17 protein-coding genes are annotated in these 17272 nt (G+C 71.8%); 14 read left to right on the forward strand and 3 right to left on the reverse strand.

The window, feature by feature from the left end:
• Positions 1-105: 105 nt before the first annotated feature.
• From IG05_RS0129675 to IG05_RS0129710, 9 genes are all read left to right on the forward strand, one after another.
• Positions 106-750, forward strand: coding sequence for an HAD family hydrolase (locus IG05_RS0129675; protein ID WP_030347109.1), 645 nt, complete (start codon positions 106-108; stop codon positions 748-750).
• A gap of 92 nt (positions 751-842) precedes the next feature.
• Positions 843-1556 (forward strand): VC0807 family protein, encoded by a 714-nt coding sequence (locus IG05_RS0129680; protein WP_030347110.1) that lies wholly within the window; start codon positions 843-845, stop codon positions 1554-1556.
• 86 nt (positions 1557-1642) lie between these two features.
• Positions 1643-2866 carry an MFS transporter gene (locus tag IG05_RS0129685; RefSeq protein WP_030347111.1) on the forward strand — a complete coding sequence of 408 codons (1224 nt, stop codon included), beginning with the start codon at positions 1643-1645 and terminating at the stop codon, positions 2864-2866.
• Complete coding sequence (locus IG05_RS0129690) at positions 2817-3989, forward strand: acetoin utilization protein AcuC (RefSeq protein WP_030347112.1); 1173 nt, start codon at positions 2817-2819, stop codon at positions 3987-3989. The genes IG05_RS0129685 and IG05_RS0129690 overlap by 50 nt, the downstream gene beginning before the upstream one ends.
• 131 nt (positions 3990-4120) lie before the next feature.
• Positions 4121-4936, forward strand: coding sequence for a phosphatase (locus IG05_RS0129695; protein WP_030347113.1), 816 nt, complete (start codon positions 4121-4123; stop codon positions 4934-4936).
• 129 nt (positions 4937-5065) lie between these two features.
• On the forward strand, positions 5066-5278 hold the full coding sequence (locus IG05_RS0129700; protein ID WP_158712621.1) for a helix-turn-helix domain-containing protein: 213 nt from the start codon (positions 5066-5068) through the stop codon (positions 5276-5278).
• Between the two features lie 136 nt (positions 5279-5414).
• Positions 5415-5513, forward strand: coding sequence for a 30S ribosomal protein bS22 (locus IG05_RS45830; RefSeq protein WP_003948845.1), 99 nt, complete (start codon positions 5415-5417; stop codon positions 5511-5513).
• Between the two features lie 205 nt (positions 5514-5718).
• Complete coding sequence (locus IG05_RS0129705; RefSeq protein ID WP_030347115.1) at positions 5719-6780, forward strand: NAD-dependent epimerase/dehydratase family protein; 1062 nt, start codon at positions 5719-5721, stop codon at positions 6778-6780.
• A 14-nt stretch (positions 6781-6794) separates the two neighbouring features.
• Positions 6795-7859: a lysophospholipid acyltransferase family protein gene (locus IG05_RS0129710; protein WP_030347116.1), complete on the forward strand. Its 1065-nt coding sequence runs from the start codon at positions 6795-6797 to the stop codon at positions 7857-7859.
• 64 nt (positions 7860-7923) lie between these two features.
• Here the strand turns inward: IG05_RS0129710 and IG05_RS0129715 are convergent, their stop codons facing one another.
• The 3 genes from IG05_RS0129715 to IG05_RS0129725 all read right to left on the reverse strand — a co-directional run bounded on the left by IG05_RS0129715 (position 7924) and on the right by IG05_RS0129725 (position 11407).
• The gene (locus IG05_RS0129715; RefSeq protein WP_030347117.1) at positions 7924-9162 is read right to left on the reverse strand and encodes a DUF5667 domain-containing protein; all 1239 of its coding nucleotides are present in this window, start codon (positions 9160-9162) and stop codon (positions 7924-7926) included.
• Positions 9163-9399: 237 nt separating this feature from the next.
• Positions 9400-10176, reverse strand: a complete 777-nt coding sequence (locus IG05_RS0129720) for an ECF subfamily RNA polymerase sigma factor, BldN family (RefSeq protein WP_030347118.1) — start codon at positions 10174-10176, stop codon at positions 9400-9402.
• A gap of 310 nt (positions 10177-10486) precedes the next feature.
• On the reverse strand, positions 10487-11407 hold the full coding sequence (locus tag IG05_RS0129725; RefSeq protein WP_078894588.1) for an HAD family hydrolase: 921 nt from the start codon (positions 11405-11407) through the stop codon (positions 10487-10489).
• Positions 11408-11533: 126 nt separating this feature from the next.
• Here IG05_RS0129725 and IG05_RS0129730 point away from each other — a divergent pair, with 126 nt between their 5' ends.
• The 5 genes from IG05_RS0129730 (at position 11534) to IG05_RS0129750 (ending at position 17192) form a co-directional block, all read left to right on the forward strand.
• On the forward strand, positions 11534-11806 hold the full coding sequence (locus IG05_RS0129730; protein WP_030347120.1) for a glutaredoxin family protein: 273 nt from the start codon (positions 11534-11536) through the stop codon (positions 11804-11806).
• Between the two features lie 280 nt (positions 11807-12086).
• Positions 12087-12848, forward strand: a complete 762-nt coding sequence (locus tag IG05_RS0129735) for a redox-sensing transcriptional repressor Rex (protein WP_030347121.1) — start codon at positions 12087-12089, stop codon at positions 12846-12848.
• Entirely contained in the window at positions 12845-14527 is a 1683-nt protein-coding gene (locus IG05_RS0129740; protein ID WP_030347122.1) for a glutamyl-tRNA reductase, read from the forward strand. The genes IG05_RS0129735 and IG05_RS0129740 overlap by 4 nt, the downstream gene beginning before the upstream one ends.
• The gene (hemC, locus tag IG05_RS0129745) at positions 14524-15483 is read left to right on the forward strand and encodes a hydroxymethylbilane synthase (RefSeq protein ID WP_030347123.1); all 960 of its coding nucleotides are present in this window, start codon (positions 14524-14526) and stop codon (positions 15481-15483) included. Before IG05_RS0129740 ends, hemC begins: the two co-directional genes overlap by 4 nt.
• On the forward strand, positions 15480-17192 hold the full coding sequence (locus IG05_RS0129750; RefSeq protein ID WP_030347124.1) for a uroporphyrinogen-III synthase: 1713 nt from the start codon (positions 15480-15482) through the stop codon (positions 17190-17192). Before hemC ends, IG05_RS0129750 begins: the two co-directional genes overlap by 4 nt.
• Positions 17193-17272: the final 80 nt, after the last annotated feature.

The following is a 17272-nucleotide window of genomic DNA, read 5'->3' on the forward strand; positions in this document are numbered from 1 at the left end:
TGGTACTGCAGGGGGGACCCTGTGGGAGAGTAGGACACCGCCGAACAATTTTTGAGGAAACCCCCGCACTTCGGTGCGGGGGTTTTCTGCGTTTAGGGTGACTTCATGAGATACGACCTCGTCATCTTCGACAACGACGGTGTCCTCGTGGACAGCGAGCCCATATCCAACCGGCTCCTGGCCGCCTATCTGACCGAGTTGGGGCATCCCACCTCCTACGAGGACTCCGTCCGCGACTACATGGGGTCGGCGATGCACCGGATCCACGAGCTGATCCTGGAGCGGACGGGCCAGCGGCTGCCGGCGGAATTCGACGAGGTCTTCCACCAGCGGGTGTTCACCGCGTTCGAGCGGGAGTTGCAGCCCGTGCCCGGGGTGACCGGCGTACTGGAGAAGCTGGCCGCGGACGGGGTGCCGTACTGCGTGGCCTCCTCCGGGAGTCATGCGCGGATCCGGGTCGGGCATCGGACGACCGGGCTCGACCAGTGGTTCCCCGAGGAGCGGATCTTCAGTTCGGAGGACGTGGGGCGGGGGAAGCCGGCGCCGGACCTGTTCCTGTACGCGGCCGAGCGGATGGGCGTGGCCCCCGAGCGGTGCGTGGTCGTGGAGGACTCACCGCTGGGCGTACAGGCGGCCGTGGCGGCCGGGATGGACGTGTTCGGGTTCACCGCGATGACACCGGCGGCGCGGCTCGCTGGTGCAGGCCGATTGTTCGCGGACCTGGGCGAGTTGGCTGTTCTGCTGGTATGACCCCGGTCGCCGGCCCGCGCTGACATTTGTCATGCGGAGCACCGGACGATCGTTTCTACTGCGGGACCCCGCCCGCGCGGGAAGCTGAGGGCATGACGAAGAACACGGGGAACCAGGACCGGCAGCCGAGCGCGTTCGACAACTTCAAGCCGCTGCTCATCGATGTGGCGGTGCCGCTCGGTTCCTACTACCTCTTCAAGGACGCCTTCGGAATGAGCACCTTCGCGGCGCTCGCCTGGAGCAGCGTGGTGCCCGCGGTGCGGACGGTGTGGGGCCTGTTGAAGGAGCGCACGACCAATGCGCTGGCGGGTCTCATCCTCGTCGTGAACGTCGTCTCGCTGCTGCTGAGCTTCGTCTCGGGCGACCCGCGGCTGATGCTGGCCAAGGACAGCGCGGTCAGCAGCACGGTCGCCATCGGGATCCTGGTCTCCGTCCGGCTCGGCAAGCCGATGATGACCGCCGGTATGAAGCCCTTCCTGGTGAAGGGCGACGTCGCCAAGGAGGCCGCCTGGGAGCGGCTGGTGTCCGGGGCGGCGGCCGGGTCGGCGGCCTTCCGGTCCAAGGAGCGGGCGTTCTCCGTGGTGTGGGGGCTGGCCCTGCTCACCGAGTGCCTCGTGCGGGCTGTGGGTGCCTACACCGTCCCGGTGGACACCATGGTGTGGCTGGGCACCGTCATCCTGATCGGCGCGATGGCCATCGGGTTCGTGGTCGGCGGCGGCCTGGCCGCCGGGCCGATGGAGCGGATGCTGGAGGCCGAGGTGGAGGCCGGCCGGGCACAGCAGCCCACGCCGGCCGTCGCCGCCTGAACGCGGGACTCCAAGACCGAAGTTGAGGCCAATTCATCTTTGGCTGGATCTACCCACAGGTAGCCCGGGGCCCTACTCTCGCCGCCATGACTGATGTGCTGCGGCGCGGTAGGGCCTCGCTGGCGTTCGGCTTCTTCGCCCAGGGCGTCGCCTTCGCTCTGCTGGTGACGCGGATCCCGGCCATCCAGGACCGGTACGGCGTCTCCGACGCGCTGCTGCCGGTCTTCCTGGCCGCCGTGCCGATCCTCGCCGGTGTGGGCAGCGTGACCACCGAGCAGCTGGTGAAGCGGATACGGCCCAGCCGGCTGCTGCGCTGGTCCCAGCCGGTGGTGCTGCTGGCGCTCCTCGGCGTCGGGGCGGGCGGGCACGGGGAGGTGACCGTGCTCGCGGTGGCGCTGGGCGTCTTCGGCCTGGCGGTGGGGGTGCTGGACGCGTCCATGAACATGCTCGGGGTCAGCCTCCAGCGGTCGTACGGGCGCAGCATCATGCTCGGCTTCCACGCGGTCTACAGCCTGGGCGGGATCCTCGGGGCCTCGCTGGCATGGGCCGGGGCGCACTGGGACCTGGCGCTGTGGGTGTCGTACCTGCCGGTGGTGGCCGTACTGCTGCCGGCGGCGCTGGCGGGCAGCCGGTGGTACGTCGACGGGGAGCCGGCACCGGCACCGGTGGCGGAGGAGCACGGGGAGCGCGGGAGCGTCGTCTTCAAGCTGCTGCTTCCACTGTGCCTGGTGATGACCTTCGCCTACATCGGGGACTCGACCGTCTCCAACTGGAGCGCGAAGTACCTGAAGGACGTGCTGGGCAGCTCGGAGCAGCTGGCGACCGTGCCGTACAACGTGTACATGGTGACCACGCTGGTGGGGCGGTCGCTCGGGGACCTCGGGGTGCGGCGGTTCGGGGCGGCGGCCGTCGTCCGGCTCGGGGCACTGGTCGCGGCCGGCGGGTTCGCGGTGGTGGCCGTGGCGCCCGGCGCGTGGATCGGGATGCTCGGGTTCACCCTGCTGGGGCTGGGGCTCTGTGTGCTGGTGCCGCAGACGTTCGCGGCGGCCGGGCGGCTGTTCCCGCATGCCTCCGATGCGGCGATCGCTCGGCTGAACATCTTCAACTACGTGGGCTTCCTGATCGGGTCGCCGTTGGTGGGGGCGCTCGGGGACGCCTGGAGCTACCGGGGGGCCATGCTCGTGCCGATGGTGTTGGTCCTGGTGACACTGGGGTACGCCAGGTCGTTCGCCGCTCAACCGGACCGATACGGTGGCGGGCATGAGCGGCCGCGCACAGCTGATGTGGGACGAGGCAGTAACGGGCTATGACTTCGGTCCGAACCATCCGATGGACCCGGTCCGGCTGGAGCTGACCCGCCGGCTGGTCGGTGCCTTCGGGCTCGACCGGGAACTGGAGGTCGTCGCGGCCAAGCCGGCCGGCGAGTCGACGCTCCGGCTGGTCCACCGGGAGGACTACATCGACGCCGTGAAGGCCGCGTCGGCGGATCCGGCGGGGGCGGACGGGTCGTACGGGCTCGGTACGGCCGACGATCCCGCGTTCGCCGGGATGCACGAGGTGTCCGCGCTGATCGCGGGCCAGTCGGTGGGCGCGGCCGAGGCGGTGTGGCGGGGTGACGCCGAGCACGCCGTGAACTTCGCGGGCGGGCTGCACCACGCGATGCCGGGGGGCGCGTCCGGGTTCTGCATCTACAACGACGCCTCGCTCGCGATCGCCCGGCTGCTGGAGCTGGGGGCCGAGCGGGTCGCCTACGTGGACGTGGACGTGCACCACGGGGACGGGGTGCAGGCCGCGTTCTGGGAGGACCCGCGGGTGCTGACCATCTCGCTGCACGAACACCCCCGTACGTTGTTCCCGCAGACCGGGTGGCCGCAGGAGACCGGGGCGGGCGCGGGGGAGGGGGCCGCGGTCAACGTGGCGCTGCCGGCCGGGACCGGGGACGCGGGGTGGGTACGGGCCTTCCACGCCGTGGTCCCGGAGCTGCTCGCGGAGTTCCGGCCGCAGGTGCTGGTCTCCCAGCACGGGGCCGACACGCACTTCGAGGACCCGCTCGCGCACCTGGCGGTCTCGCTGGACGCGCAGCGGGCGGTGCAGGTGGCGTGTCACGAGCTGGCGCACGAGTACGCCGGCGGCCGGTGGGTCGCGCTGGGCGGGGGTGGCTACGCGGTGGTGGACGTCGTACCGCGGTCGTGGACGCATCTCGTGGGGATCGCGGCGGGCAGGCCGGTGGCGCCGGAGGCGATGATCCCGGAGGAGTGGCGCCGGGCAGTGTTCGCGCGGACCCGGCAGTTGGGGCCGCAGCGGATGACGGACGGGCGGTGGCCGGTGGAGTACGGGACGTGGGAGGACGGCTACGACCCCGCCGACCGCGTGGACCAGGCGGTACTGGCGACCCGGCGGGCGGCGTTCCCGCTGCGGGGGCTGCTCCCCTAGGGGCGCCGATCAGGGGCCTCCGATCAGGCACGTCGATCAGGGCCGCCGATCAGGGGCGCCGATTAGGCCAACCGTGCGGAATTCCCCGGTTTCCGCCCCGGCCCCGCCCGCCGTCGGCCACCATCGCATCCGTGTGGACCGCCGCCCGTCTCCGTGCGCATCTGGTGGCCGCTCGGCTGGCCGGGGTCGTGGCGACGCCGCGGGAGGACAGCCTGCGCAGGTACCGGCTGTTCGCCGCCCGGGATCCGCGGGTGCTGATCGGGATCGATCCCGAAGGCGCCTGGCAGGTCCGGGACTTGCTCGGGTTGATGGCGGACAGGTGTGGGGTTTCGGCCGATCCGCAGTACACATCCGGACCGGATGTGATCGATCCCGACCGGACGCTTGCCGCGCTGGACGCTTTCGCGGGGCGGCTCCGGGAGGCGGCCCGGCGCGGTGCGCCCGTGCTGCTGGGCACCGGGCACCCGCACCGGCTGCTGGGTTTCTACGCCGTCCTCGCGGACGCTCTGTCGACGGCAGGATGTGAGGTCCTCACACCGGCGCAGGGTCGCCGTGTCGACATATTGACCCGGTTCGGCCTACGCACCCATCGTCTCGACTACGTACGAGGGGTTGCCCTGGTGCGGGAACCGGCGAGCGGGCGCCCCGGTTGTGAGCCGGGCTCCCACACCCACTCGCCCCTCCCGGTTCGGGTCGCGCTGGACGCCGCGGCGGACGCCGGCGGGCCGTTGCCCGAGTTGGTCGTCGGGGACCACGGCTGGGTCTGCGGTGCAGGTCAGCTGGGGTTCGAGGCCATCGGGCTGGCCGACACCGACGATCCCGCGCTGTTCGTCGGGGAGGCCGAGGGGCGGGTGTCCGTCGTCGTTCCGGTTGATGACGCAGTGCGGTCTGCTCACTACGGACCGCTGGCCCGCTACGTGCTCAATCGAGCATGTCTGTCACAGTAGGCCGCCGATGGGTGCACCTCTTCCCCACTCGCATCACCCGCCCCTAGTCTGGGGAGTGAGCACGCAACGACGAAGAGTCACCGGAAGGGGAAGCCGGTGGCCGTCGAGTGCGGAAGGTTCAGGTGTGTCATGGCTGCAGCTGGCGAGAGGCCTCTGAACGAGGTTCAGTTCCTTACCGTGGCGGAAGTCGCCTCGGTGATGCGAGTGTCGAAGATGACCGTGTACCGCCTGGTGCACAGCGGTCATCTGCCCGCGATCCGGGTGGGACGGTCGTTCCGCGTCCCGGAGCAAGCGGTACACGAGTACCTCCGCGACAGCTACGTGGGGGTGGAGACGGTCTGACGGTCACCCCCGGATGATCAGGGGGTGCCCCCTCGATTACGACCTCGGCGCTCGGTTGGGTAGGCTAGCCCCTCGTAGGTCGTGTGGGCCCATGGCGCCCAAACAACCGAGTGATGAGAAGTGAGCGAGGGTAGTCGTGGGCTCTGTTATCAAGAAGCGGCGCAAGCGGATGGCCAAGAAGAAGCACCGCAAGCTGCTCAAGCGCACGCGCGTTCAGCGCCGTAACAAGAAGTAAGCGGCGCCGCGAGAGCGTGACGGCTGTGGCCCCCCACCGGAACCGGTGGGGGGCCACAGGCATGTTCCGGCGGTCCCGGCATATTCCGAAGGGGGAAAATCCGTCACCTCGCGCACCTGGGGTCGTCACAGCGCGACATCGACCGGCTAGGTTGGCCGCACACGGGAACGCGGGATACCGGTTACGCGGAAGGAAGGCGCTGATCTTGGGAAGGATCGTGCTCGTCACCGGAGTGGCCCGGCAGCTGGGCGGCCGGTTCGTACGGCGGATCCAGCGGGACCCGGAGGTCGACCGTGTCATCGCGGTGGACGCGGTACCGCCGGCGCACCACCTGGGCGGTGCCGATTTCATCCAGGCCGACATCCGGCAGCCGACGATCGCCCGGGTGCTCGCCGAGACGGGCGCCGACACGGTCGTCCACATGGACGTGACGGGCACGGCGCTGGGCGGCGGCAGCCGGGCCACGGTCAAGGAGACCAACGTCATCGGCACCATGCAGCTGCTCGGCGCCTGCCAGAAGTCGCCGGCCGTGCGGCGGCTGGTGGTGAAGTCCAGTACGAACGTCTACGGCGCGGCGCCGCGCGACCCGGCCGTGTTCACCGAGACGACCCCGCCCAAGTCGCTGCCCAGCGGCGGCTTCGCGAAGGACGCCGTCGAGGTCGAGGGGTACGTGCGCGGGTTCGCGCGGCGGCGGCCGGACGTCGCCGTGTGCGTGCTGCGGTTCGCCAACATCCTCGGGCCGGCCGCGGACACCCCGCTCGCCTCGTACTTCGCGCTGCCCGTGCTGCCGACCGTGCTCGGCTACGACCCGCGGCTGCAGTTCGTGCACGAGGACGACGTGATCGAGGTGCTGCGGCTCGCCTCGCACGAACCGCGCCGGGGCACCCTCAACAGCGGCACCTTCAACATCGCCGGGGACGGCGTGCTGCTGCTCTCGCAGTGCTCCCGGCGGCTCGGCCGGCCCACCGTGCCGCTGCTGCTGCCCGCGGTCACCTGGGCCGGCTCCCTGGTCCGTACGCTCGGTATGACGGACTTCTCGCCGGAGCAGATCCGGCTGCTCACCCACGGACGGGTGGTGGACACCGTCCAGATGCGCGAGACGCTGGGCTTCACGCCCCGCTACACGACGGCCGAGGCCTTCGCCGACTTCGCGCGCGGCCAGGCCCCCGGGCTGCTGCCGCCGCAGACTCTCGCGGGAGCCGTGGACCGGCTCGCCGCGCTGACCGCGCGGGCAGGCGGCCAACCCCAGACGCACGGCGCCAACTGAGGAGAGCGGCAACGATGGCGGACGCCAAGGTCATTCCGTTCGACGACGACCGGTCCCGCGGGGGCGCCGCACAGCGCCCGGCGCGGCGCCGGAGCGCGGGGATCCGGCGCGGCGCGCTCGGGGAGCCGGGCGAGATCGGGGCCGTGCAGCCCCTGCCCGGCCGGGAGCGGGCGCAGGAGGACGGGCCCGTGGGCCGCGAGGAGGAGCCGCCGGAGGCGCCGGACACCGGCGGGCGGGACGGCGGCCTGGAGCGGCGGGTGGCGGCCGGACTGGCCTTCCTGCGGCGCCGGCTCACCGGGGACTACGAGGTCGACGACTTCGGGTACGACGAGGAGCTGACCGACCAGGTCCTGATGTCGCTGCTGCGGCCGGTGTACGACAAGTACTTCCGGGTCGAGGTGAAGGGCGTCGAGAACATCCCGACCGAGGGCGGCGCGCTGATCGTCGCCAACCACTCCGGGACGCTGCCGCTGGACGGGCTGATGATGCAGGTGGCGGTGCACGACCACCATCCGGCCGGCCGGCACCTACGGTTGCTGGCGGCCGACCTGGTGTTCGTGCTGCCGGTGGTGAACGAGCTGGCCCGCAAGCTGGGGCACACGCTGGCCTGCGCGGAGGACGCGGAACGGCTGCTGGGGCAGGGCGAGCTGGTCGGAGTGATGCCGGAGGGCTTCAAGGGCATCGGGAAGCCGTTCGGCGAGCGGTACAAGCTGCAGCGGTTCGGCCGGGGCGGCTTCGTCTCCACGGCGCTGCGGCAGGGCGCGCCGATCATTCCGTGCTCGATCGTCGGGGCGGAGGAGATCTACCCGATGATCGGCAACGCCAAGACGCTGGCCCGGGTGCTGGGCATCCCGTACTTCCCGCTGACGCCGACCTTCCCGTGGCTGGGTCCGCTGGGCGCGATCCCGCTGCCCACCAAGTGGACGATCCAGTTCGGCGAGCCGATCGCGACGGACGGCTATCCGCCGGAGGCGGCGGAGGATCCGATGCTGATGTTCAACCTGACCGATCAGGTGCGGGAGCAGATCCAGCACACGCTGTACAAGCTGCTGGTGCAGCGGCGCTCCGTGTTCTTCTGACGTCCGGCACCGGGGGCGCCCCCGCTCGGAAAGGGGCGCCCCCGGTGCCGTCGCCGTGCCCGCGCTAGTCCGCGTCCTGCCCGTCGATGCCCAGGCCCGGGAGCAGGTCCGGGATGAGCGGCGGGATGGTGACGTCCGGCTGGCCCGTGGGGGACTTGCCGGCGGACGGGGAGCTGCCGCCCTCCGACCCGGTCCGCGGCGGGTCGAGCAGGCCGCCCGTGTCGCCGCCGATGAGTCCGTCACCGCTGCTTCCGGTGGCCGGTCCGCTCGGTGTGCCGGTGCCGCTGTGCTTGCCGGCGGAGGGTGTGCTGCCGGAGGAGCTGGGCTCGGTGGAGCGGTGGCTGCCGGAGGAGCCGGTGGACGCCGGGCCGGAGCTGCCCGGGTGTCTGCCGCCGCCCGGCGGTGCGGGTGGCTGCGGGAGCAGGGACTGCAGCGGGGCGACCTCTTCGTCTATGGCGTCGAAGACCGAGGACACCTGCTGTTTGACGTCGCCCAGCTGGACGGGCAGCCTGTCGCTGAGCGCGCTCCAGGCCTCCCGGTGGGATCTGGAGAACGCGGACAGCGTCTGGATGGGGCCGAGGGACTCCGGGTCGGCCTCGTAGGCCGCGTGGAGCAGCCGGTGGCCCTCGGTGACGTCGTGCTGCATCCCGGCCAGGGTGCGGCGGATCTCACCGATGGACTCGTGGTCCAGGTGGCCGCCCCGGCCGCGCTCCAGCAGCCGGCGGGCCTCGCTCAACCGGGTGGAGGCCTGGTCGAGGTAGGTCTCGCCGCGCTGGTCGTCGCCGTCGCTCAGGTAGTTGAGCTTGAAGTCCTCGATGCCGCGCTTCAGGCCGTACAGCGAGTCGCCGGGCAGGGCGTCGGAGCTGGCGGCGGCGACGCCGCCGAAGGCCCCGGCGGCCACGCCCACGCTCAGCCCGCCGGCCGCGAGGCCCTTGGTCAGTCTGGTGCGCGGGCGGAGTTTGCCCAGCGGGCTCGCCCGGTGCGCGCCCCTGGCCCGGTGGGACCGCTGTTCCGGTACCGACGCATCCGCCGCCCCGGTTCCCTCCTGGAGCATGGCCTCCATCGCGGCCACCAGCTGGGCCCGTTGGACGACCTTGACCTCCGGGTCGAGCTGCGGCTTGGGCAGTGCGCCGAGTCCCGCCGCCAGGGCCAGCAGTGTGCCCCGTTCGGTGTGTTCCTCGGTGGCCGGCGGTGATTCCGCCGGTGCTGCGGACTGCTCGGCCGCCGTGTCCCGGTCGGACTGCTCCTCCAGGGCCTGGGCGAAGGCGTTCGCCCGCCGGTGCGCCGATACGTTCGCGATCACTGGCGGCACCTCCTCTCGTCATGACGGTCGACTCCCCAGGGGGTCCTGAGGGTTGCACGCCCACGACCACTTCCACCCGATCGAGCGATCAAGGTCGGCCAGGACGTGACCACAGGGAGCCTGTATCCCGCACAACGACTGGCGCGGCACTTGGGTTACGGACGGCGGATGAACGGTTCTGAAGAGGCAACGTTGCTTCACCGGACGTGAGTTGGACGTTGCCCTGGGTGGCGGGCTTCAGCGGGCGTCGTCCGGCAGCAGCCGGGCGAGGGTGCGGACGGCGCGGTACTGCAGGGTCTTGATGGCGCCCTCGTTCTTGCCCATGACCCGGGCGGTCTCGGCGACCGAGAGGCCCTGGAGGAAGCGGAGCGTCACGCACTCCTGCTGCTGCGGGTTGAGCCGCCGTACGGCTTCGAGCAGGGCGGCGTTGGACAGGGACTCCAGGACGGAGTCCTCCGGGGAGCGCTCGACCTCGTTGGCGTCGAGCATCTCGCCGGTGGTGACCTCCAGCCGGAAGCGGCTGGACTTGAAGTGGTCGGCGACCAGGTTCCGGGCGATCGTCACCAGCCATGCGCCGAAGTCGCGGCCCTGCCAGGTGAAGGTGCCGATCCTCCTGAGCGCCCGCAGAAAGGTCTCGCTGGTGAGGTCCTCGGCGGTGGCCCGGCCGCCCACGCGGTAGTAGATGTAGCGGTAGACGGTGTCGCTGTACTGGTCGTACAGCCGTCCGAAGGCCTCGGCCTCCCCCGCCTGGGCGCGTTCGACCAGGTCCATCATCCGGGCGCTGTCGCTGTCGGCGGCCGGGCGGCGGGCGGTGGCCGCGCCGGTGGCACGCCCTCGTCTGCCGACGGCGGCGCTGCCGTCGGCCAGTGCGTAGCACGGGCCTGCGGGCGCGGCGGCGAAGGCCGGGACGGCGTACGCGGGGGGGACGAAGCCGCGCAGCGTCTCTTTGACCGTCGCGATCCTTGCGCGCAGCGTAGCCAGGCCCGAGGCGTCAACCCCGACGTGTGGGTACACGGGACTCCCAGAGGCAGAGCTTCCATCACGTGCAGTGCGGGACCTTTCACCCGTCGTAGCGACGGAGGGGTACCGGTATGCGTCTGAGGAGAATAACGCTTCGTACAGGCCCTGCTACACCGAGTTGCTCAAATCATCGATTGCGTCGCATCTATAGCCGTTTGATGCCAGGTCAAGTGCCACAAGATGATCGGTTGTTGACCGGAATGGTGCCGGTTTCGGTGAGGTACAGGGCGTGTTGAAGTGGCCGCGGCATAATTCCGTGCGCGCGGGACCGGAACGGGACGTGCGGGAGGGACCGGTTCAGGGCTTACCGGCGGCGGCGGCTCAGGGCGATGGCCGCCGCGGTGCCGCCGGCGACCGCGCCCACGCCCGCCGCGGCCGGGATGCCGACCTTCGCGGCCTTGCGGCCGGTGCGGTAGTCGCGCAGCCGCCAGTCCTGCTCGCGGGCGTGCCTGCGGAGCTTGGCGTCCGGGTTGATGGCGTAGGGGTGGCCGACCAGGGACAGCATGGGGATGTCGTTGTGGCTGTCGCTGTAGGCCGCGCAGCGGGAGAGGTCCAGGCCCTCCGCGGCGGCCAGCGCGCGCACCGCCTCCGCCTTGGCAGGTCCGTGCAGCGGCTCGCCGACCAGCTTGCCGGTGTAGACGCCGTCGACGGACTCGGCGACCGTGCCGAGGGCGCCGGTCAGGCCGAGGCGGCGGGCGATCACCTGGGCGATCTCCACCGGGGCCGCGGTGACCAGCCACACCTTCTGGCCGGCGTCCAGGTGGGCCTGGGCGAGGGCGCGGGTGCCGGGCCAGATGCGGTCGGCCATGTACTCGTCGTAGATCTCCTCGCCGATCGACTCCAGCTCGGCGACCCGGTGGCCCTTGACGATCGACAGCGCGGAGTCACGGGCGTCCTGCATGTGCTCGGGGTCCTCGACGCCGGCCAGCCGGAACCAGGCCTGCTGCCAGGCGAACCTGGCGAGGTCGCGGGTCTCGAAGAACTTCCGCTTGTACAGTCCCCGGCCGAAGTGGAACAGCGCGGCGCCCTGCATGACCGTGTTGTCGAGGTCGAAGAAGGCGGCGGCCCGGTCGTCGCCCATCACCGGGAACTGCGGTTCCTCCGGGGTGGTGGGCGGGGCCTCCTGCGAGGACTTGCGGGCGGCCTCCGCCGAGGCCTCGCCTGCCAACACGCTCCGCGCCGTGGCGGAGCGCCTACGGGGAGTGAGCCATCCGAGAGCGGCCATGACGTGAGCATAGCCAGTCGGTTCGGCGGTTCCGGCGCCGCAAGGTGGGCGCGGTGTGAACTCTGCTTGACCGGGCCGTAAAAGAAGCGATCCGGAATGGGCACGGAGCGCGCGAGAATGGCCCGCATGAGTCCCCTCTTCCGACGCAGGTCCGAGCCGCGCGCGCGGCAGGTCACGCTCGTCCGCAAGCCCGGCTGCCATCTGTGCGACGACGCGCAGGTGGTGATCGAGAAGGTGTGCGGCGACCTCGGTGTGCCGTGGGAGCCGAAGGACATCACCGAGGACCGGGAGCTGTACGACCGCTACTGGGAGCAGATCCCGGTCGTGCTGATCGACGGTGAGCAGCACACCTTCTGGCGCGTGAACGAGGAGCGGCTGCGGCGGGCACTGACCGAGTAGTCCAAACTGGCCGGAAAGTCGCTTAGGATCGACGGCGGTTTGGTCTCGGGGGCGGGATTCGTGAGGAGTGTGTGCGGTTTTGCCCCCAGTAATGAAGGAGCGGCGGTGCGTAGGCACCGGTTCCGGGCGAGGGCGCGAAACCCGCGTGACCCCGGTCACTTCTGCCGGGCAAATCGGACACCATCTTTGTGCACGCGTTCACAAAGACATAGCCTGCTGTCGACGGGGCGGTCTGGGGACGTATGACCGCCTGCAGCCCCGCTCTACCCGCAGGAGCACCGTGGCAACTGGCCGAACACACCGACCGGCGACCCGTAGCCGAGGGATTCCCGAGGCCACCGTCGCCCGGCTTCCGCTGTACCTCCGAGCCCTGACCGCACTGTCGGAGCGCTCGGTCCCCACGGTCTCCTCCGAGGAGCTGGCCGCGGCGGCGGGGGTCAACTCCGCCAAGCTGCGCAAGGACTTCTCGTACCTGGGCTCCTACGGAACGCGCGGTGTCGGCTACGACGTGGAGTATCTCGTCTACCAGATCTCCCGCGAACTCGGCCTGACCCAGGACTGGCCGGTCGTGATCGTCGGTATCGGCAACCTCGGCGCCGCCCTGGCCAACTACGGCGGTTTCGCCTCCCGTGGCTTCCGGGTCGCCGCGCTGATCGACGCCGACCCGGCGATGGCCGGCAAGCCGGTCGCCGGCATCCCCGTCCAGCACACGGACGACCTCGAGAAGATCATCAAGGACAACGGCGTCTCGATCGGCGTGATCGCGACCCCCGCCGGTGCCGCCCAGCAGGTCTGCGACCGGCTCGTGGCCGCCGGCGTGACCTCCATCCTGAACTTCGCGCCCACCGTGCTGTCCGTCCCGGACGGCGTCGACGTGCGCAAGGTCGACCTCTCCATCGAGCTGCAGATCCTCGCCTTCCACGAGCAGCGCAAGGCCGGCGAGGAGACCGCCGCCGGCGACGGCGCGCTGCCCGCCGCCACCCGCGAGAAGTCCGCCGACCAGGGACCCGACGGGGACGTCCCCGCCGTGATGCCGGCATGAGCCTCCTCGTCGTCGGACTGAGCCACCGCAGCGCACCGGTCAGCGTGCTGGAGCGGGCCGCGCTCGGCGCGGACGCCCAGATCAAGCTCGTCCAGGACACGGTCGCCGCCGAGCCCGCCACCGAGGCCGCGGTGCTCGCCACCTGCAACCGCATCGAGCTGTACGCCGACGTGGACAAGTTCCACGCCGGTGTCGCCGAGCTGTCCACGCTGCTCGCCCAGCACAGCGGCGTCGGCCTGGAAGAGCTGACCCCCTATCTGTACGTGCACTACGAGGACCGGGCCGTCCACCACCTGTTCTCGGTGGCCTGCGGTCTGGACTCGATGGTCGTCGGCGAGGGCCAGATCCTCGGTCAGATCAAGGACTCCCTGGCCCGCGCCCAGGACCTGCACACCGCGGGCAGGCTGCTGAACGACCTGTTCCAGCAGGCCCTCAGGGTCGGCAAGCGCGCCCATTCCGAGACCGGCATCGACCGCGCCGGCCAGTCCCTGGTCACCTTCGGCCTGGAGCAGCTGGCCGCGGGCGGGGACGTGCCGGACTGGGCGAGCGGCCGCAAGGCCCTCGTCATCGGCGCCGGGTCGATGTCGTCGCTGGCCGCCGCGACCCTCGCGCGTGCCGGGGTCGCCGAGGTCGTCGTCGCCAACCGCACCTTCGACCGCGCCGAGCGGCTCGCCCGGATCCTCACCGAGGACGGGGACACCGGGGTGAGTGCCCGCGCGGTACGGATGGACGCCGTAGCCGCCGAGCTGACACGTGCCGACGTCGTCGTCTCCTGTACCGGGGCGACGGGTCTGGTGCTCACCGCGGAGACGGTCGCGCAGGCGGTCGAGGGTCGCACCGGGCAGCCCGCCGCCGACACCGGCGGCACGGCCGGACGGCCCGCCGTCCCGCCGCGCCCCGCCGGCATCGGCGCCGACGAGAACTGCCCGCTGGACCTCGCCGCCGTACAGCCCGGCTTCTCCGTCATGGGCGAGGCCGCCGTGGCCGGTCTGGACGCGGCCACCCTGGAGCAGCACGCGGCCTGGGTCGACAAGGGCACGACGGTGGACCGCCGCGAGCGGCGTACGCCCGAGACGGACGCCGAGCTGATCACCGCGCTCGCCGCGACCGTGGCCACCGTCGGCCGGATCCCCGAGCGGCGCAGGCCCGAACCGGTCGCCGAGCGGCCCGCGCCCTTCTTCTTCCTGCTCGACCTGGCCATGCCCCGCGACATCGACGCGGCCGTGCACCGGCTGGCCGGGGTCCGCCTGGTGGACATCGAGTCGCTCGCGGAAGCCTCCGCCGACGCCCCGATGGCGGCCGACGTGGACCAGGTCCGGCGTATCGTCTCCGACGAGGTCGCGGCCTTCGGCGCGGCACAGCGGGCGGCGCACATCACGCCGACCGTGGTCGCGCTGCGCACCATGGCCGCCGACGTCGTCGCCGGTGAGATCGCCCGCCTCGACGGCCGCCTGCCCGACCTGGACGAGCGCCAGCGCGGCGAGATCCGCCAGGCCGTGCACCGCGTCGTCGACAAGCTGCTGCACGCGCCGACCGTACGGGTCAAGCAGCTCGCGGCCGAGCCCGGCGGCGCCGGGTACGCGGACGCGCTGCGCACCCTGTTCGACCTCGACCCCGAGACGGTGGCCGCCGTCTCCCGGGCCGGGGACAGTACACAGACGAAGGACCGACCGGCATGAGTGAGAAGGCTTTGAGGCTGGGGACCAGGCGCAGCAAGCTCGCCATGGCCCAGTCCGGCCAGGTGGCGGAGGCCGTCCGCCGGGTGACCGGGCGGCCCGTCGAGCTGGTCGAGATCACCACGTACGGCGACGTCTCCCGGGAGGCGCTCGCGCAGATCGGCGGCACCGGCGTGTTCGTCACGGCGCTGCGCGACGCGCTGCTCGGGGGCGAGGTGGACTTCGCGGTTCATTCGCTCAAGGACCTGCCGACCGCGCAGCCCGAGGAGCTGGCCCTGGCCGCCGTACCGGTGCGCGAGGACCCCCGGGACGTGATCGTCGCGCGGGACGCGCTGAAGTTCACCGACCTGCCGCGCGGAGCGCGCATCGGCACCGGTGCGCCGCGCCGCATGGCGCAGCTGAACGCGTACGCCCGCGCCCACGGCCTGGACATCGAGACGGTCCCGATCCGGGGCAACGTCGACACCCGCATCGGGTACGTCCGCGACGGCGAGCTGGACGCGGTCGTGCTGGCCGCCGCCGGACTCAACCGGATCGGCCGGATCGACGAGGTGACCGACTTCCTGTCGGTCGACACGGTTCTGCCCGCCCCCGGCCAGGGGGCCCTGGCGATCGAGTGTCCCGCGGGCAACGCGGAGCTCATCGCGGCACTCGGCGCGCTCGACGACCCGTTCACGCGGGCCGCCGTGACCGCCGAACGGTCACTGCTCGCCGCCCTGGAGGCCGGCTGCAGCGCCCCTGTGGGCGCGCTGGCCGACCTTCTGGCCGACGGGCACATTGTCAAGCAAATGCGCCTGCGCGGCGTCGTCGGCACGACCGACGGCACGCGCATGGTGCAGCTGTCCACCACCGGTCCCGTGCCCCAGACGCACGACCAGGCGTGGGCACTCGGTCGCGAACTCGCCACCGAGATGCTCTCCCAGGGCGCGGCCGGTCTGATGGGGGAGCGAGCACAGTGAGCCCCACCGCCCTTCCTGCCGCCGGTCCGGAACACGGGCACGTCACCTTCCTCGGTGCCGGACCCGGAGATCCGGGACTGCTGACTCTGCGCGCCGTGGAGGCGCTGTCGCACGCGGACGTCCTGGTCGCCGAGCACGAGGTGCTCGACGTCATCCGGACGCACGCCCGACAGGGCGTCTCCGTGGTGCCGACGGACGCGGACTCCTCACCGGTGTCCCCGCCGGGCACGGGCACGCCCCAGCTGACGGTCGTTGACGGCACGTCAACACCCGCCGCTGTCCCCGCTGCTGCTCGGGATGCCGCTCATCTTGTCATGGAGGCCGCGCGGGGCGGCAGGCGGGTCGTCCGTGCGGTGTCCGGGGACCCGGGACTTGATACGTACGCGGCGGAGGAAATGCTCGCCTGCGCGGCCGCCGGGGTGCCCTTCGAGGTCGTCCCCGGTGTCGCGGCGGCGGTCGGCGTGCCCGCGTACGCCGGTGTGCCGCTGCGGGACGCGCAGGGCGCGGACGTCCGGTTCGTGGACGCCCGGACCGCCTCCGACCGGTGCTGGGCGGAGGTGGGCGCGTCCGACGGCACGGTGGTGGTGTCGGCGACCCTGGACTCCGTGGCCGTCGCGGCGGGCGAGCTGGTCGCGGCGGGCCGCAAGCCGGACACCCCGCTGACGGTGACGATCGCCGGTACGACGACCCGGCAGCGGACCTGGACGGCGACGCTCGGCACGATCGCGCAGACGCTGAAGCAGGCGAAGGTGCTGCCGTCGCCGGACGGCGGCCGGCCGGTGATAGCCGTGGTCGGTGAGCGCAGTGCCGCCGCCCGGCGCGACCAGCTGTCGTGGTTCGAGTCCAAGCCGCTGTTCGGCTGGAAGGTGCTCGTGCCGCGCACGAAGGAGCAGGCGGCGTCGCTCTCCGACCAGCTGCGGTCCTACGGCGCGGTGCCGCACGAGGTCCCGACGATCGCGGTGGAGCCGCCGCGGACGCCCCAGCAGATGGAGCGGGCGGTCAAGGGCCTGGTGACGGGCCGCTACGAGTGGATCGCGTTCACCTCCGTCAACGCGGTGAAGGCGGTCCGCGAGAAGTTCGAGGAGTACGGCCTCGACGCCCGTGCCTTCGCGGGGATCAAGGTGGCCGCGGTGGGCGAGCAGACCGCCAAGGCGCTGGTCGCCTTCGGCGTGAAGCCCGACCTGGTGCCGAGCGGTGAGCAGTCGGCGGCCGGCCTGCTGGAGGACTGGCCCCCCTACGACCCGGTCTTCGACCCGATCGACCGCGTCTTCCTGCCCCGCGCCGACATCGCCACGGAGACCCTGGTGGCCGGTCTGATCGAGCTGGGCTGGGAGGTCGACGACGTCACGGCCTACCGGACCGTACGGGCCTCGCCGCCGCCGGCGGAGACCCGCGAGGCCATCAAGGGCGGCGGCTTCGACGCGGTGCTGTTCACCTCGTCCTCCACGGTCCGCAACCTGGTCGGCATCGCGGGCAAGCCGCACAACGTGACGGTGATCGCGTGCATCGGCCCCGCCACTGCGAAGACGGCCGAGGAACACGGCCTGCGGGTCGACGTCATGGCCCCGGAGCCGTCCGTGCACAAGCTGGCCGAGGCCCTGGCCGACTTCGGCATGAAGCGCCGCGCCGCCGCCCTGGAGGCGGGCGACCCGGTGACCCGGCCGAGCGAACGCCGGCCGGGAGCACGCAGGCGCCGCTCGACGACGTGAGGTCTACGCCGTGAGGCTCGCGCCGTCAGGCTCACGCGAGGTTCTCGGAGTGGGGCCGACGCCCGGTCCCGGCGAACACG

The sequence above is a fragment of the Streptomyces sp. NRRL S-1022 genome (assembly GCF_000720135.1).
Taxonomy (GTDB): Bacteria; Actinomycetota; Actinomycetes; order Streptomycetales; family Streptomycetaceae; genus Streptomyces.

What these genes read in the sequence shown, in the direction of transcription:
- IG05_RS0129675 (WP_030347109.1), top strand. Translation starts at nt 106, where the DNA reads ATGAGATACGACCTCGTCATCTTCGACAACGACGGTGTCCTCGTGGAC.
- IG05_RS0129680 (WP_030347110.1), top strand. Translation starts at nt 843, where the DNA reads ATGACGAAGAACACGGGGAACCAGGACCGGCAGCCGAGCGCGTTCGAC.
- IG05_RS0129685 (WP_030347111.1), top strand. Translation starts at nt 1,643, where the DNA reads ATGACTGATGTGCTGCGGCGCGGTAGGGCCTCGCTGGCGTTCGGCTTC.
- IG05_RS0129690 (WP_030347112.1), top strand. Translation starts at nt 2,817, where the DNA reads ATGAGCGGCCGCGCACAGCTGATGTGGGACGAGGCAGTAACGGGCTAT.
- IG05_RS0129700 (WP_158712621.1), top strand. Translation starts at nt 5,066, where the DNA reads ATGGCTGCAGCTGGCGAGAGGCCTCTGAACGAGGTTCAGTTCCTTACC.
- IG05_RS0129710 (WP_030347116.1), top strand. Translation starts at nt 6,795, where the DNA reads ATGGCGGACGCCAAGGTCATTCCGTTCGACGACGACCGGTCCCGCGGG.
- IG05_RS0129725 (WP_078894588.1), bottom strand. Translation starts at nt 11,407, where the DNA reads ATGGCCGCTCTCGGATGGCTCACTCCCCGTAGGCGCTCCGCCACGGCG.
- IG05_RS0129730 (WP_030347120.1), top strand. Translation starts at nt 11,534, where the DNA reads ATGAGTCCCCTCTTCCGACGCAGGTCCGAGCCGCGCGCGCGGCAGGTC.
- IG05_RS0129740 (WP_030347122.1), top strand. Translation starts at nt 12,845, where the DNA reads ATGAGCCTCCTCGTCGTCGGACTGAGCCACCGCAGCGCACCGGTCAGC.
- hemC (WP_030347123.1), top strand. Translation starts at nt 14,524, where the DNA reads ATGAGTGAGAAGGCTTTGAGGCTGGGGACCAGGCGCAGCAAGCTCGCC.